The organism is Paenibacillus sp. CH40 (assembly GCF_024213605.1).
In the GTDB taxonomy this organism is placed as follows: domain Bacteria; phylum Bacillota; class Bacilli; order Paenibacillales; family Paenibacillaceae; genus Paenibacillus; species Paenibacillus polymyxa_B.
In genome coordinates this window covers 172,274-186,077 of the sequence record NZ_JANAVQ010000005.1, presented here as the reverse complement: position 1 = coordinate 186,077, position 13,804 = coordinate 172,274, and the positions used below count along the sequence as shown (strand labels likewise).

Annotated in this window: 16 protein-coding genes; 3 read left to right on the top strand and 13 right to left on the bottom strand. The window is 49.9% G+C overall.

All coding sequences use genetic code 11. The annotated features are described in order from the left end of the window. Positions 1-48: 48 nt before the first annotated feature. From NLX73_RS16785 to NLX73_RS16775, 3 genes are all read right to left on the bottom strand, one after another. Entirely contained in the window at positions 49-981 is a 933-nt protein-coding gene (locus NLX73_RS16785) for an NAD-dependent epimerase/dehydratase family protein (protein WP_061830060.1), read from the bottom strand. Between the two features lie 131 nt (positions 982-1,112). Next, positions 1,113-1,739, bottom strand: coding sequence for a DUF1796 family putative cysteine peptidase (locus NLX73_RS16780; protein WP_254326750.1), 627 nt, complete (start codon positions 1,737-1,739; stop codon positions 1,113-1,115). Then, complete coding sequence (locus NLX73_RS16775) at positions 1,732-2,379, bottom strand: DUF1796 family putative cysteine peptidase (RefSeq protein ID WP_134903945.1); 648 nt, start codon at positions 2,377-2,379, stop codon at positions 1,732-1,734. The genes NLX73_RS16780 and NLX73_RS16775 overlap by 8 nt, the downstream gene beginning before the upstream one ends. A gap of 235 nt (positions 2,380-2,614) precedes the next feature. Between NLX73_RS16775 and NLX73_RS16770 the strand changes: the two genes are divergently transcribed. Together NLX73_RS16770 and NLX73_RS16765 are read left to right on the top strand one after the other, a co-directional pair. Then, the gene (locus tag NLX73_RS16770) at positions 2,615-2,962 is read left to right on the top strand and encodes a hypothetical protein (RefSeq protein ID WP_103050047.1); all 348 of its coding nucleotides are present in this window, start codon (positions 2,615-2,617) and stop codon (positions 2,960-2,962) included. A 25-nt stretch (positions 2,963-2,987) separates the two neighbouring features. Further along, the gene (locus NLX73_RS16765; RefSeq protein WP_165179126.1) at positions 2,988-3,383 is read left to right on the top strand and encodes a hypothetical protein; all 396 of its coding nucleotides are present in this window, start codon (positions 2,988-2,990) and stop codon (positions 3,381-3,383) included. A gap of 88 nt (positions 3,384-3,471) precedes the next feature. Here the strand turns inward: NLX73_RS16765 and NLX73_RS16760 are convergent, their stop codons facing one another. Genes NLX73_RS16760 through NLX73_RS16745 form a run of 4 tightly spaced genes read right to left on the bottom strand, consistent with a single transcriptional unit; the run spans position 3,472 to position 7,432 of the window. Further along, positions 3,472-3,645: a hypothetical protein gene (locus NLX73_RS16760; protein ID WP_180984648.1), complete on the bottom strand. Its 174-nt coding sequence runs from the start codon at positions 3,643-3,645 to the stop codon at positions 3,472-3,474. A gap of 32 nt (positions 3,646-3,677) precedes the next feature. Next, entirely contained in the window at positions 3,678-4,898 is a 1,221-nt protein-coding gene (locus NLX73_RS16755; RefSeq protein ID WP_254326749.1) for a glycosyltransferase family 4 protein, read from the bottom strand. 33 nt (positions 4,899-4,931) lie between these two features. Beyond that, positions 4,932-6,158 (bottom strand): sialidase family protein, encoded by a 1,227-nt coding sequence (locus NLX73_RS16750; protein ID WP_254326748.1) that lies wholly within the window; start codon positions 6,156-6,158, stop codon positions 4,932-4,934. Beyond that, on the bottom strand, positions 6,158-7,432 hold the full coding sequence (locus NLX73_RS16745) for a sialidase family protein (protein WP_254326747.1): 1,275 nt from the start codon (positions 7,430-7,432) through the stop codon (positions 6,158-6,160). The genes NLX73_RS16750 and NLX73_RS16745 overlap by 1 nt, the downstream gene beginning before the upstream one ends. A gap of 142 nt (positions 7,433-7,574) precedes the next feature. Between NLX73_RS16745 and NLX73_RS16740 the strand changes: the two genes are divergently transcribed. Beyond that, a complete protein-coding gene (locus NLX73_RS16740; protein WP_254326746.1) occupies positions 7,575-7,952 on the top strand; it encodes a hypothetical protein in 378 nt (125 codons plus the stop codon). Here NLX73_RS16740 and NLX73_RS16735 read toward each other — a convergent pair. From NLX73_RS16735 to wecB, 6 genes are read right to left on the bottom strand one after another with little or no spacing between them, the layout of a single operon-like run. Next, a complete protein-coding gene (locus tag NLX73_RS16735) occupies positions 7,949-9,148 on the bottom strand; it encodes a glycosyltransferase (protein WP_254326745.1) in 1,200 nt (399 codons plus the stop codon). The genes NLX73_RS16740 and NLX73_RS16735 overlap by 4 nt on opposite strands. Positions 9,149-9,176: 28 nt before the next feature. Further along, positions 9,177-9,893: a glycosyltransferase gene (locus NLX73_RS16730; protein ID WP_254326744.1), complete on the bottom strand. Its 717-nt coding sequence runs from the start codon at positions 9,891-9,893 to the stop codon at positions 9,177-9,179. Continuing rightward, complete coding sequence (locus NLX73_RS16725; protein WP_254326743.1) at positions 9,890-10,888, bottom strand: NAD-dependent epimerase/dehydratase family protein; 999 nt, start codon at positions 10,886-10,888, stop codon at positions 9,890-9,892. The genes NLX73_RS16730 and NLX73_RS16725 overlap by 4 nt, the downstream gene beginning before the upstream one ends. After that, entirely contained in the window at positions 10,849-11,703 is an 855-nt protein-coding gene (locus tag NLX73_RS16720; RefSeq protein WP_254326742.1) for a dTDP-4-dehydrorhamnose reductase family protein, read from the bottom strand. Before NLX73_RS16720 ends, NLX73_RS16725 begins: the two co-directional genes overlap by 40 nt. Next, positions 11,700-12,686, bottom strand: coding sequence for a polysaccharide biosynthesis protein (locus tag NLX73_RS16715; protein ID WP_103050037.1), 987 nt, complete (start codon positions 12,684-12,686; stop codon positions 11,700-11,702). The genes NLX73_RS16720 and NLX73_RS16715 overlap by 4 nt, the downstream gene beginning before the upstream one ends. Beyond that, on the bottom strand, positions 12,679-13,770 hold the full coding sequence (gene wecB, locus NLX73_RS16710; RefSeq protein ID WP_134903938.1) for a non-hydrolyzing UDP-N-acetylglucosamine 2-epimerase: 1,092 nt from the start codon (positions 13,768-13,770) through the stop codon (positions 12,679-12,681). Before wecB ends, NLX73_RS16715 begins: the two co-directional genes overlap by 8 nt. Positions 13,771-13,804 lie beyond the last annotated feature (34 nt).

The following is a 13,804-nucleotide window of genomic DNA, read 5'->3' as shown; positions in this document are numbered from 1 at the left end:
AGGCTGAGTATTTCCTCAGTCTCTTTCTTGATATCCGCGCGCTTTTTATCAAGACATACCTTCTTTGCCTGAGCCCATACTGCTCACATACGTTTCCTGTAAACCGGCAGAAATGCCGTATAGCGGTTCCCAACGAAGCCAATGTCTGGCGACTGCGTTACTAAGACAGCTATGGTGAATGTCTCCCGCTCGCGCCGGTGAATATACAGGACGGACAGACGAACCATGCAGCTTTAGTAAATCGTAGGCCAGTCGATTGATGGACGTCGTTCGTCCCGTACTTACATGTACTGTGCGTTGATCCGCTGCATGAATAGCCGCCATATTCGCTCGAACGACATCCTTGACGTACACAAAGTCGCGGGTTTGTGTCCCATCACCGTGAATGAGCAAGGGGCTTCCTTTTTTCAGCCGCTCCATAAAGAGAGCGACTACACCACCCTCTCCCTTCGCAGCCTGACCGGGACCATACACATTTCCATAACGCAAAATCGTGTAGTTCATTCCGTACAGCCGATAAAAAAGTCGAATATACGATTCTGCGGTCAGCTTGGACAGTCCGTAGCCTGAAATCGGCTCCACGGGATCGTCTTCCTGTATACATTGCTTTTGTAGCTCTCCATATACACCGGACGTGGACGCAAATATAAATTTTGACACACCGGCTTCATGACAAGCCTGCAACAAATGGATCGTCCCCAGCACGTTCACATCCGCGTCCTCATCGGGTTGATGGATGGATTGCTGTACATCCGCCTGTGCGGCCAAGTGAAACACAATATCCGGGCTTTCCCGAATCAGCAGCGTCCTAGCTTCAGAGCTGCGAATATCCGCAATATGCATGACTGCGCGCGGGTCCACATTTGCGATATTCCCGGTCGTCAGATTATCCAGCACATGCACTCTGATGCCCGAATCAGCAAGCGCACGTACCAGCTGAGAACCAATAAATCCGGCTCCCCCGGTGACCAAAGCCTTCACTAGCTCACCCTCCTTTTGAACCGAAGCATATGACTTCCCTTCGCATCATGTTATGCGACTCCCTATAGCTTGGCGCAGGCACAAGCACAGTCCGAAGACAATCTATAATGTGTCTCTGGAATCTCAGCACCTCAGACATGCAGCCTGACATTTTCCAGCATATAACGCCACATCTCATCCTGACCGTTCCATATATCCTCAGGCGGCAGCTCCACTGAAACCAGCCGCTCCAATCCCCAATCCAGCTCCGTCACACCATCAGTCCCTGTGTAATCCACGTATAACAAGCGAAAATCATGTGTAATCCTCTGCAATAACACATCATGTAGTTCCACCGCTTGCTCCCGACTGCCCCCGAGACGAACCAGTAGCAGACGGGACGCAAGCGTGAATTGATCTAGTAGACGTGCGATGCGGCGATCAAGCGTCGTTTTGAATGCAGGATAGGAAGTCAGCTGCTCCGATGTATTCTCGCTAACCGGAAAATGGTGTGCCGCTGTAATCCCATAGTTTGCATCCTCGACCATGAAGTTATGCTCGCCGTAATCGTGCCCCGTGACACGCAGACTATCAACATCCATAAAACCGGCAAAACGGGCGTCCAGCAAGCGACTGACCTGTGACAAGTTACCGGAAATCATCCAGTCCAGCGGACCCGCATAGGGACGCAGTCCGTTTTTATCCAGCTGAATGGAAGGCAAGCAATGCCCACCCAGACTGAATACAGCATCATAATCCCCCTGCAACCGCTCAAGCACGACGCCCTCCCCTTTCCGAAGACAAGGTCATCCCTTTAAAAAGGGTACGCCAGTGCGGATCACTTTTGTAATTCCATACATCGGCAAAAGGCATTTCCACCGCGCATACATGTGGAAGCTGCCAATCCACCTCCGTCAACTCCGTTACACCGGAACAATTCACCACCAACAAACGAAATTCATTCGCTACCATGCCTGACAAAATACGTTCCAGTTCCTCTACTTCTTCATAGGTTCCCAGCATACGGACGAACAAGCTGCGCTTCGCCATCTGTGTTTTTGCAAAAAAACGTTCGATACGACGGTCTATCTTTTCCCTGAACTCAGGATAGGTCACCAGATCTGAGGACGTATTGCGTTCCTGTGGAAAATCATGCACCGAGATCACATTATAAGCGATATCTCTGACCATATAATTCAGTTGGCTCGTACCAACGACACTTAAATTGGGCAAATCCATAAATCCGGCAAACCGATTTTCTAGCAAGCGGTTCACATCGGACAGCGTGTCAGACATCATCCAATCCAGTACCCCGGCAAACGGCCGCAAACGGTTCTTTTCCAATTGAATGGCAGGTGTACAGTTTTGCCCCAGACTGAAGACCGCTTCATATTCCCCTGCCAGCTGTGCGAGTCTCATAGCCGTGCCTCCTTTTTTAATACGACCCTTCCCTCAGCGCCCTTCTTCTGTAATCGAAAAGGGACTTCAGGCCGTAGTTTGTTCCACTCTACATTACATGCACAGCACGGCGAAAAGGGTTGGACACCAATGCGCTTTTTGTCAAAGAGGCGTACAACTATCCAGTCCAATCCCGGTTATTTTTCATATCATATTAAGGCTGGTAACCTAACGGAATTCAAGGAGGCATCATCATATGTCCGTGTTTCTTTTAACCGTCGATCACCATCTCGCTTACCACAGCGCCCATATAGAAAGCTGCCATGTAACCTTTTTCAATCGTGAAAAGAGAGCCGTCGATGTGTTGCTGGAAATGGGAAATGACAGTGGCGTTTTCCGACGGCAGCTCCTTCGATTGAGCCCTTCTCCCGAAGCTGGCTCCGTGCTAGAACTCAAGGATATGGAGACCGCCCAAAATCCTTTTTACCTGCGAGTGGTGACGAGTATTTACAATCCGGAAACGCTGTTTATCCTGGCTGAATTTTTGGAAAACGGGAACGTTGTCGCTAAACGTACAGCCAGTCATTTTACCGTGACGCCCTAATGAACGGGCAGAGGAGGAAGAAGGTATGTTGAAATATTCAGTTCAAAATAAAGCTGAGCCAGGCACATATGCACTGCCTTTTCAGGTCACCGAACAGGAGAGCGTGCTCTCTACATTAATCATTCCTGCAAGTAAATCTGAAGGACGTATTGTCATTGAAGTTTCTTTGGCATGGGAAAATCCGCTGCTCAACTGGGATATCGGGGAGCTAGACATTCGATTGCGTCGCAATGATGAGCGGGGACCTATGCTGGATTGGTTGCAGGATTCCTGTTATCAGGAGGGATTTGCTGAGTTAAGCTATGAGGAAACGGGAAAACAGGCAGAGCCTTATGTATACTGCTTAACCGTACAATCAGCTGACCGCCGTGCTGTTGTTACAGGGCCGCTCATAATTCGAGGCTCCGTTTATGAGGATTAACGAAAACCTGGATGGACAATGAGCTGAAATAAACTAAAGGCAGGTGGGAGTTTTAAGCCCGACCTGCCTTTTTATATGGTCTGTGCCCTCATGGTGCGGATTGTCTCAGACGTTCCAAAATGTCAGCGTCTGGCAGCTTATAATCTTCCGGCAACGAGGTGTTAATTCGGTTCCATATTGCGTAATCGACCTTCAGATCTGGGTGCGACTGCTGGATTTCAAAAATACGGTTGTACAAGTCTCCAACGACAGGAAAAGTCATGCTCTCCCTCCTAACTATAAGAATCAACGTATTCAACGTACTTGATTCAGCGCTTGCCCATAAATATTCACGAGCCGCTCAATCATAACATCCAGAGACCAATGCGCGGTCCCCCATGCTTTGGCACGTTTTCCCATAGCTATCCGCACTTCATCCTGAGCCAGCAAATGCTGCAAATGAGCTGCCAGTGCCTCCACATCGCCAACCGGGGAGACCAGTCCGGTGTGTTCATGCTTCACCATTTCCGGCAGTCCGCCCGCATCCGATACCACTGCCGGAAGCCCCAAAATCTGCGCCTCCATGACCGAAAACGGCTGATTGTCCTGTATGCTCGGATGAACAAAAAGGTCCGCCAGTTGTAAAAGAGCAGGTACATCTTCACGATGCCCCAAAAAAAACACATCTTCCTCCAGCCCTAGCTCCTTCGCCTGTGTTTGAAGCTCTTCCCTTTTATCTCCCTCCCCGACAATCCAGCAAACCCAATCCGTACGACTTGCTTTCAGTAGGCCAAGAGCGCTTATTAAATAATGCAGCCCTTTGATATAGACCAGCCGTGAAGGACAAATCATAACTTTTTTCCCCTCAGGTCGTACGACGTCCGTTCCCCGGGCGTGGACTTCCCAGAAGTGCTCGGTATCCAATCCGTATTGGAAAGTAGCAATCTGCTGCTCAGGCACTTCGAACTCACGCACAAGCGTCTGTTTCATCCATTCTGTAGACGTAATGGTAATATCCGCGGATAGAGCGCCATAGTGCTCCAGCGCCCAATAATATTTCCACATCAGCGTCTCACGGTAACCCTCCTCATGATCCCGCTCCAGAGCCATCATGACTTCACGAGCCAGCGAGCCATGAATATTCGCTACCAACGCACTGTCCTTACGTTTGACCCGACTTAGAGCACGCGTCGCAATAACATCTTGCGTGTGAATAACATCATACTGCTCAACCCCGAAATACGCCGCTGCCAGCTCCATACAGTATCGATCCTTTTCCACCGTCTGCACCCATGAATCCAGATGTAATACAGGGACAGCCGATTCATTCAACTTCGTATGCAGCAGGGGCAGCAGTTGATCCTTCAGTAGCTCCCTATCTTCAAAAACAATATGGTATTTAGGTGTATCCGGTCCATTCCCCATCAAGTCTACCGTGTGACCTAGTAGCTCCAGTCTCCGTTTAATTTGCAGCATAAAGGGCCATACGCCACCCAAATGAGGAATCGGCCAGTACGTAGCTAACAAAATTTTCAAAACAGCCTCACCTCCTCTGTCTCGTACGCTGAGCTACATTCCGTTACTTCCGTAAATTTGCTGGAAACCCGATAACGCATCTGTCCAGACCGCAAAAAATCCATTATTAGGCACGATCGTTACATCAATAAAATTACCGATCGTAACGACGGGAACCGGACTAATCCCGTTAGGATTAAAGGAGCTGTCTGTTATTCTGAGGTTCGTAAATGTATTCCCTCCGTTCGTTGATTCGGCCACAAATACGTCTAATAAAGAGGTCGTTATTTGATTGGTATAATATACGATCTTAATCACGCCGGTCACAGGCGAAACATCAATAGCCGGGAAAAAATGCTGTGCCCCGGCACTGGCTCCTGTCACCGATTGCGGTGCAGTCCAGCTTAATCCACCATCCACCGACCGGGCAAGTAGTACATCCGCATACCCTGCCCGATTATCCTGCCAGACCGCATAAAGTGTTCCCTGATTCGGGCTAGTAGAGCGATCTACCGCAATGTTGGCCATCGGCAGCACATTGAAGCCAAAGCCGGCCACGGGCAACGGACTTGGAACCGGGACAACAGAAGACACAGGCAGCGAAGAACTGAATGCTGTCCCCCCATTGAAGGACACAATGACCTGATATTGGTTAACCGGATTCGTCACAATGTACCCGACATAAATCACCCCTGTAATGCTCACGGTGATTTCCCCCCGCGTAATCTGATTGGAGCCAGGGGTGAGCACCACGGGTGTATCCCACGTGATCCCTCCATCCTGTGAGCGCTGGAAAAACATGACGGACCCGCCGAAAAAGTCAGGATTGTATTGATGTGTGTAACATAAATAGATGTTTCCGGTATAGGAGCTGACCTGAGAAGTATCAAATTTCACGCTGACCTCAACATTGTTGACAAATGTCCCATACCCTCGCTGGGCAATCACAGGCGGATCAAATGTATTACCGTTGTCTCTCGACATATAGATAGCGATGGTACCGCTCAAGCCGTCTGCGGTAAATACGTGACAGGCTATGACAAACAAGTTGGGAAAACCGTAGCTGACGCTATGGGATTCCGCCCCTACATATCCGGCTGGCAGTGGTAAAATCTGCTGTGTGAAGGATACACCGCCGTTGCCGGAACGGTAGACTGCCGTCAACGGCGGTCCCGTCGTAAAATCGATAGCCGTAGACACAATGGTACCGTCGAGCAGGTTGAAAGCTACACTCGGTTCCTGCGCCAGCCTTCCGTTAGGCGTAAGCTGTACGTTCGGCATCAGGCCCCCCCTCCCGGTACACCAGCAAAAATTGTCAAACTGCCTGTGCGCGTATCCGTCCAGACGGAAATGTAGCTATTCGGCGGTACAATGGCGACATCAATATAGTCGCCGATCAGCTCTGATTCGCCTCCACCGACATTCGGATTAAAGGAGGTCGTGGTGAGACGACTGTTCGTAAAGGTGTTGCCTCCATCTGACGATTGGGCGGCGAACACATCCAGATTAAAGCCATCCAGGCGATTGGTATAGTACACGACAACGACCAATCCCGTCTTAGGCGATACCGAAATCGCAGGAAAGAAATTTTGCGAGCCGGGCGGACTGTCCGTCACGATGATCGGAGCACTCCAGGTACCGCCAAAATCGCTTGATTTGGACAACAAAATATTGCTGTATCCCTGACCAAAATCCTGCCAAACGGCATACAGCGTATTTGTTGTGGAAGGCACACCCGAGCAGTCCGCGGCCAAGCTGGGGAAATTCAATATCCGAAAGTCATAACCAGGAACGGGCAAAGGATTGGGCACCAGCGTTATATTGGATACAAGAATATCCCCGCTGAAAGTTGCACCTCCATCAAAGGAGCGCCGAATAAAAAAAGCCGGTGTTTGCGGACCCGTACGAATCCAACTGACATAGACACTTCCATATTTGTCGACCGCAGGCTCAGGTCGTTCTGTGGAAGATTGGATATTCGAAAGCAATAACGGTCGATCCCAAGTTAGTCCTCCATCGGTGGAACGCTGGTAGAACGCCGCAGATTGAGCATTAAAATCTACATTATATTGGCGGTTATACGTGACATAGACGTGCCCTAGATAGGGACTTGCCCCCGCATTATCCGTCGTAATATTGGTCCAGTCATTATTAATGTAATCTCCAAAGCCCGGATTAATGACCACCGGGGGGGAAAAGGTGGCCCCATCGTCCGTAGAGCGATAGATCACGACAGCCCCGTTCTCATTTCCCGGAAACACATGTGCGGATATGATGAAAATATTCGGGAACAGATAGGCTACCATTCCTGCCTCAGCTCCTGTATATCCCGGTGGAATGGGCAGTAAAGTATCAGTCCAGTTCGCCCCAGCGTCCAAGGAACGATACAGTCCAATCAGCGGGGGCCCGCTGCTAAAGTCAACAGCGACAGCCACAACAATATTCGGATTCAACAAATTAACGGCGATACTGGGCTCAAATTTGGGCAACCCGCTGGGTGTCACCTGAAAATTCAAAGGCATCGCGAGCATTCCCTTCATTATATAAATGGACATGCCTGAAGTATTTCTATTAAAATGTACTTTTTTCAGCACAGCCTACAGACAACCATACAAGCTTTCTTTTCGATAGATTCATAGTATAGAAGCATCCCTTCAGGGGTTTTCCAATATTCTGTTTTTTGAGAGGATGATTCGATTGGCTTTTACAACCGGATATATGACCAACACTAGAGATTTTGGTACTGCCTGCTCCAATGTCGTTGTAAATTTGGTTAACGAGGATACAGTGAACGCGGCAACCGTAACGGTACAAATTTTTTTCTCACTCGTACCGGATACCAAGATCCCCTTGTACGTGACATCGGTTAACTTACCTGCAAACTCCATTGCCCGACGTACCTTCTTTATACAAGGGGTACTTGCCTATGAGGTTCAATATAACGTAGTCTCCGCTGTACCTTCCAATGTTGTGCTTTCGAATTTTGGTTTGGACCAGTTTGGTAATGTTGTACAGGAGCATCGTGTTCTTCAGTCGGAGCTGACCACAATTCCGGCGCTGTCTCCTGTCAGCTAAAAACAGCCCTGCTCCAGGGCCTGATGCAATCTGTGGGTGTAATACACGTAATTCCATTCCGGCGGTATGGACTGCACTCCTCGACCGCTGCCGATGGTTGAATGATCATCTGTATAGTAGGAAAAGGCATGTGTATCCTGTAATGGGCGCAACAAATCCGTGAGATACAGTAGATCCGTCACGGCTATATAAGGTTTGACACCGAAGCATACAACAAAGCGGGTCGTTGTTTCACCAATAGCCTGAACCATTGCTTCCTGGACCGAATAATGCTGACGTGGCGTTACGATTAACCGAGGATCGAGCATCATCGACAGGAAAGCGGCGGCTCCCTGTTCTGGCGTTAAATCCAGCAACCGTACCACGCAATTGCTGTAGTGCTGCTCCAGCAGATTATCCAGCAATGGTTCAGCTTGAGCCATATCCGTGACAGGCATTAAAATCGTCATTTCAAGTGGGATGCCCCGACGTGCTCTCGCCTCATGCTTGGCGATTTGGAATGCGTGCCGCCAGCGTCGGTGCTCCTTCTGGCTGTGCAGGCCGGCCGATACACTAAATGTGGAATTCACCCGGTAATCCATCAGGATCTCCGGGATGAATTTCATGCTGCACGTCTCGGTCAGCCGCAGCCAGTAATCATAATCCTCAACAGGTTGCAGCCGATAGCTGCCGATTTGACGGGCATATTTGCTTTTGTACATAAATGAAACCCCGACAATGCTGGCATTCAGCAATTCATGATGTGGCTGGCCTTGGTACCGGATCAAAGCTTGTTGATGCTGCTCGTCATACAACGGGTTCCCATATGCGTCAACCTGGCGGAAGGTAGAGAACACAAGACCGAGTGAGTCCGGCCCCTGCTCCAGCTCCCACCGTAATCGTTCGATAAAGGATGAATTATAAACATTGTCGCTGGATACCCAAGTCACATACATGATCGCCGGATCTTTAAACAACTCGTCGAATCCCCGGTTAAGGGCATGGGATACTCCTTTGTTCTGAGGGAGTGTAACCAACTGAACGCGCGGGTCCCCCATTGCTGCGTTGAGCGCCGGCCCTACCATTTCCGGCGCTCCGTCAATAACAATGATAAAGCGAAATGCCCTATAGCTCTGGGCTAGTACAGATGAGATCGCAGCTTGCAGATAGCCGATATCCTGTTTGTACAGTGGCATAACAATCCCCGTATCTACCATATCAATCCCCCCTGACAGACTTTCGGCTTCATGAGGATAAACCGCTCAACACCTGACTGAAGCGATCTCGATAACGTGCTTGGGTTATGTTGTACTCCCGCTCCACAGCGGGCCAATGTTTTTTGGTTCCCATTTCATCATGCCAGCGGTAGTTAACCAAGGACTCGTTCAGAAAAGGAAATGGATATCCCGCCAGCATCACTCGGTACCACATATCCAGATCATGTGTGTACGGCAGCAGTTCATCAAACAAACCAATATGTGCAAACAGCTCCCTTTTAAACATAACCGTGCATCCATTGACCGGATTTCCTTGCTGAAAAAAACGGTAAAACTCCGTCATAGACGGAAACACGGCGGCTGCCTGGTAGCTTGTGACTTGGCTGTATTGATTGATGAAATTGAAATTGGTATGGGAGATGTACGCACCGTTTTCCACCATAAAAGAAACCTGATTATTAATTTTGTCCCTATGATAGGTATCGTCGGAGCTGAGCCACGCAATATATTCCCCGCTGGCATGTCGGATACCATGATTCAGGGCGCTGGCTGTTCCACCGTTGGATTTTCCTAAATAATGTATATATGGACGATAGGGCTGAAGCATATCGACATGTTCCGTGGACCCGTCATCGACGACAATAATCTCGAGGGGTCCATAAGTTTGCTCTAGTGCACTTTGCAAAGCCTGATCCACATATGCACAGTTATAAAAGGGAATGACGATCGTTACTTTCGGTCTCATATCGTTCCTTCCTTTCCAGCTCGGCGGTATTGAATCATATCCTCCAGAGATTGCGCCAGCTGTATGGTCGGCTTCCAGCCCATGTCCTCCAGCTCTTTCGCACGGTATGCCTCGGTGGATGCTGACTCTTCCACATCCCCCCATTGTATGGGGATAGATGTTTTGGCCAGCGCAACCATACGTTCCACGATATTGCCCAGTTCCACAATGCGGCCTGTGCAGACCGAGTAAACTCGGCCTGGCACACCCTGTTCCAATAGCACACCGTATGCGCGAACGGCATCACGAACGTCGAGGAAATCACGTTGCGCATGTCGGGAAGATACCCGGAACGGGGCAGTTTCAGTTATGGACTGCCCCTCCAGACGTTCCGTCTGAACGATATACTCCGCGAGTAATGCACAAAATCCGGTAGATGGACCCGGACCGATCAAGTTGCAAGGCTCTGCCAGCATGACGGATTGTTCGAACAGCGCGCCCCACGAGAGCGCGACTGCCTCTTGAAGGCTTTTGCTAAGGCTGTATGGATGCGTTGGATGATACGGTGCTTGCAAAGCCGTCTTTAGCCGAGAACCCGCCACGACAATTCTGGCTTTGGGGAAAGGTCGCAGTACATCGAGCAGATACAGAGTGGACAGTACATTGGATTCCATGTATAGCAGGGGGCTTTGCCAAGATTCAGGGACGGAATTTTTACCACCTAGGTGAAGCACGTAATCCGGAGCAATCTGTCTAATTACTTCGCCTAGACGTTTCTTGTCGAGCAAGTCACACACATAAGGCGTAATACAGCTACGGGTCTCCGCCTCTGGGCTGTTATTTTCATCATCGTGAGCCAGTAAGATCAGTTCTGAGACGGAAGCGGCAGTGCGAGTCAACGCCGCTACCTCCCAACCGAGCTTTGCAAAATGGCGGCAGGCATGCATCCCGGTATAGCCCGCCGCTCCGGTAATGACTATGACAGGCCGACGTTGTTCCGCTGTGCTTCCGTCCATTCCAGCAGCTCCTTCAGCATGATGCTGTAGTGAGGAACATCGTAGAGCAGATCGGCCCGGGTAGAACGAAGCGTCCGGTCCTGCACCGGCTCATCTTTCGGCACGATCCGAATATCCTCCCTTTTCCAGATGTCTTTGAACAGCAGCAGCAAATCATGCTTGCTGATCGGTTCAGGGTGAACCAGATGAATGAGTCCGTCCAGCGGCTCATTCATCTGCACCTGTATCGCCTTCGCTAATTCCAACGTCGTAACCCCGTTCCAAAAGACTCGGCGATACCCGTTAACGTCTCCGCTCTGCTGCAAGAACCAGTGCAGCAGACCAATGCCTCCCGGCCGAATTTCCGGCCCGATAATGGAGGTACGGATAGTCAGATGTCCTGTGGCCTTTACTTCTCCGAGTATTTTCGTCAAAGCATAGGCACTTGTCCCATCGGGTTGATCCGTCTCCTTATATAAACCAGGTATGCGATTTCCTTCGAATACGCAATCCGTGCTGATATGAATCAATCGGGCACCAATACTGTCCGCTATCCGCCGGAGAAGATGTGGCAGCAAGCCATTGATTTGGTATGCTGCAATCTGATCCTCTCCGGCATGCTGATTCAGTACGCCTACCGCGTTAATCATAACGTCTGGCCGTACACTCCGTACCAGTTGCTCCACCATAAAGCTGTCCTTTACATCCAGCAGCAGACCGCCTTTATTTTCGGGATCACGGGTGGTGTAGAACACGTTATACCCGCTCTGGTTTTGGAAATACTTAACCAGAACATGGCCCGCCATGCCGTTACCACCCAAAATAAGCAGCTTCATTTGATGAACCCCCCGCTTTGGAGAATGCTGCGAATCTCCTCTTTCGACATCAAATTAAACTCCGAACTAAAGCTGCTGAATGACACGGGAGGGCACTGATTATAGCGGTCCTTTAATTGAGGAATATTCAGCGTTGGGAGAATGACCAAATATTGCTCGTCATAGACTACCGTCGTCAGGCTTTCAAAGTCACTCATCAAAATCTCATGAATTTTCTCGCCGGGACGCACACCTTTTTCTACAATTTCTACGTTTTCCACACCTGAATCCTCAATGAGCACCTCAGCCAAGTCCACAATACGGCAGGTTGGCATGGTCATGATAAAAATTTCCCCGCCGACACTTTCCACCGAGGCTTTGAACAGGAGACTGATCGCATCACGCAAGGTCAGGAAGAAGCGGGTCATGTTCATATCTGTGATCGAAACCTTGCCTTTTTGGCGAATCTGGCTTTGGAACAGATGTACCACGCTTCCGTTGGTGCCCAAAACATTACCGCCGCGCACCGTCACGAAACGTGTATCGCTATTCAGCAGATTGGCGTAAACAATCAGTTTTTCTCCAATCGCCTTCGTCATGCCGTAAAAATTGGACGGATTCGCTGCCTTGTCAGTCGATATATAAATGACTTTCTTTACCTGATTGGCAACAGCGGCCTCGATCACGTTTTGGGTGCCTACGACATTGGTTTTGAGTGCCTCGTAGGGCTGATCTTCACAGACGGGAACGTGTTTGAGCGCTGCCAAATGAAATACATAGTCCACTCCTTGACAAGCGGTGGTCAGCGCATCCTTATCCCGAATATCGCCAATACAGAAGCTGAGCCGTTCATCCTCAAACTGCCTATTCATGGCAACCTGACTGGATTCTCCGCGTGAAAAGATAATGACCTCTTTGGGGTTACGCGGCAGTAACTGGGTAACCAGCTCATGCCCCCAGGAGCCGGTACCGCCGGTAACCAAGATACGTTGGTTTTCAAACATGCCGTTTCCCTCCAAGCAGAAATTTAACTACCTTATCCGACACATCTTCCGCCAGATAGCCTGCGGGACATTGCCACTTATGGGTCATCCCGGTCATTATGGCTACCGCGTTTGCTATAACCTCGCCATCAAGACCAGACACGATATTGCTGCCGCAATCTACCGTTTCCGGCCGTTCGGTCGTCCGGCGCATCGTAACCGTCGGCACCCCCATGACACAGCATTCTTCCTGTACGGTACCACTGTCCGTCAAAGCGCAGCGGGCATGCCGCTCCAGCAGAACGAAGTCAAAAAAACCGAACGGTTCGTGAAATTCCACTAGCGGATCAAGCTGGATCGGCGGATGACTTGCGATTCGGGCGGCAGTGCGGGGATGAATACTGCAAATGACCCGCTGCCCGAACTGCTGGGCTACCCGGTTAAGACCATCTAAAATAGCCAGCAAATGCGGTGGATGGTCCACATTTTCAGCTCTGTGGGCAGTGACCAGGAAATATTCTCCCGGCGACAGTCCCAACTTTTTCAAAATCCCACTGCCCGATACCTCTTTCTCATAGTGCTGCATCACTTCGTAGATCGGATTTCCAGTCAGTATAATTCGTTGGCTTGGGAAGCCTTCGCGTAGTAGGTGCTGCTTGCTTTGCTCCGTATAAGGCATATTAATGGTAGATATCGCATCAATGACACGCCGGTTCTTCTCCTCCGGCACATCCAGATCATAACAGCGGTTCCCCGCCTCCATATGCACGACCGGATAACCCATACGTTCCGCAAGTAAGGCACATAAAGCGCTGTTCGTATCACCGAGCAATAGCACATGATCGGGGCGTTCCTTGTTTAAAATATCCTCCATCTGCGAGTACATGGCGGACAACTGTTTGCCCAGTGTCCCCGCTTTCTCCTGAAGTACATAATCCGGGGCACGCAGTCCCAGCTCGCGAAAGAACTGCCCGCTCAGGCTTTCGGTGTAATTTTGGCCCGTATGCACAAGCACATGTTCATCTGCATGGCGGTCCAGCTTCGGAATGATCAGGCTGAGCCGTATAATCTCCGGTCTTGTGCCGAGCACGGTCAATATTTTCATGGTTTTGGAACCCACCTTTGCTGTCGTTGTTTCA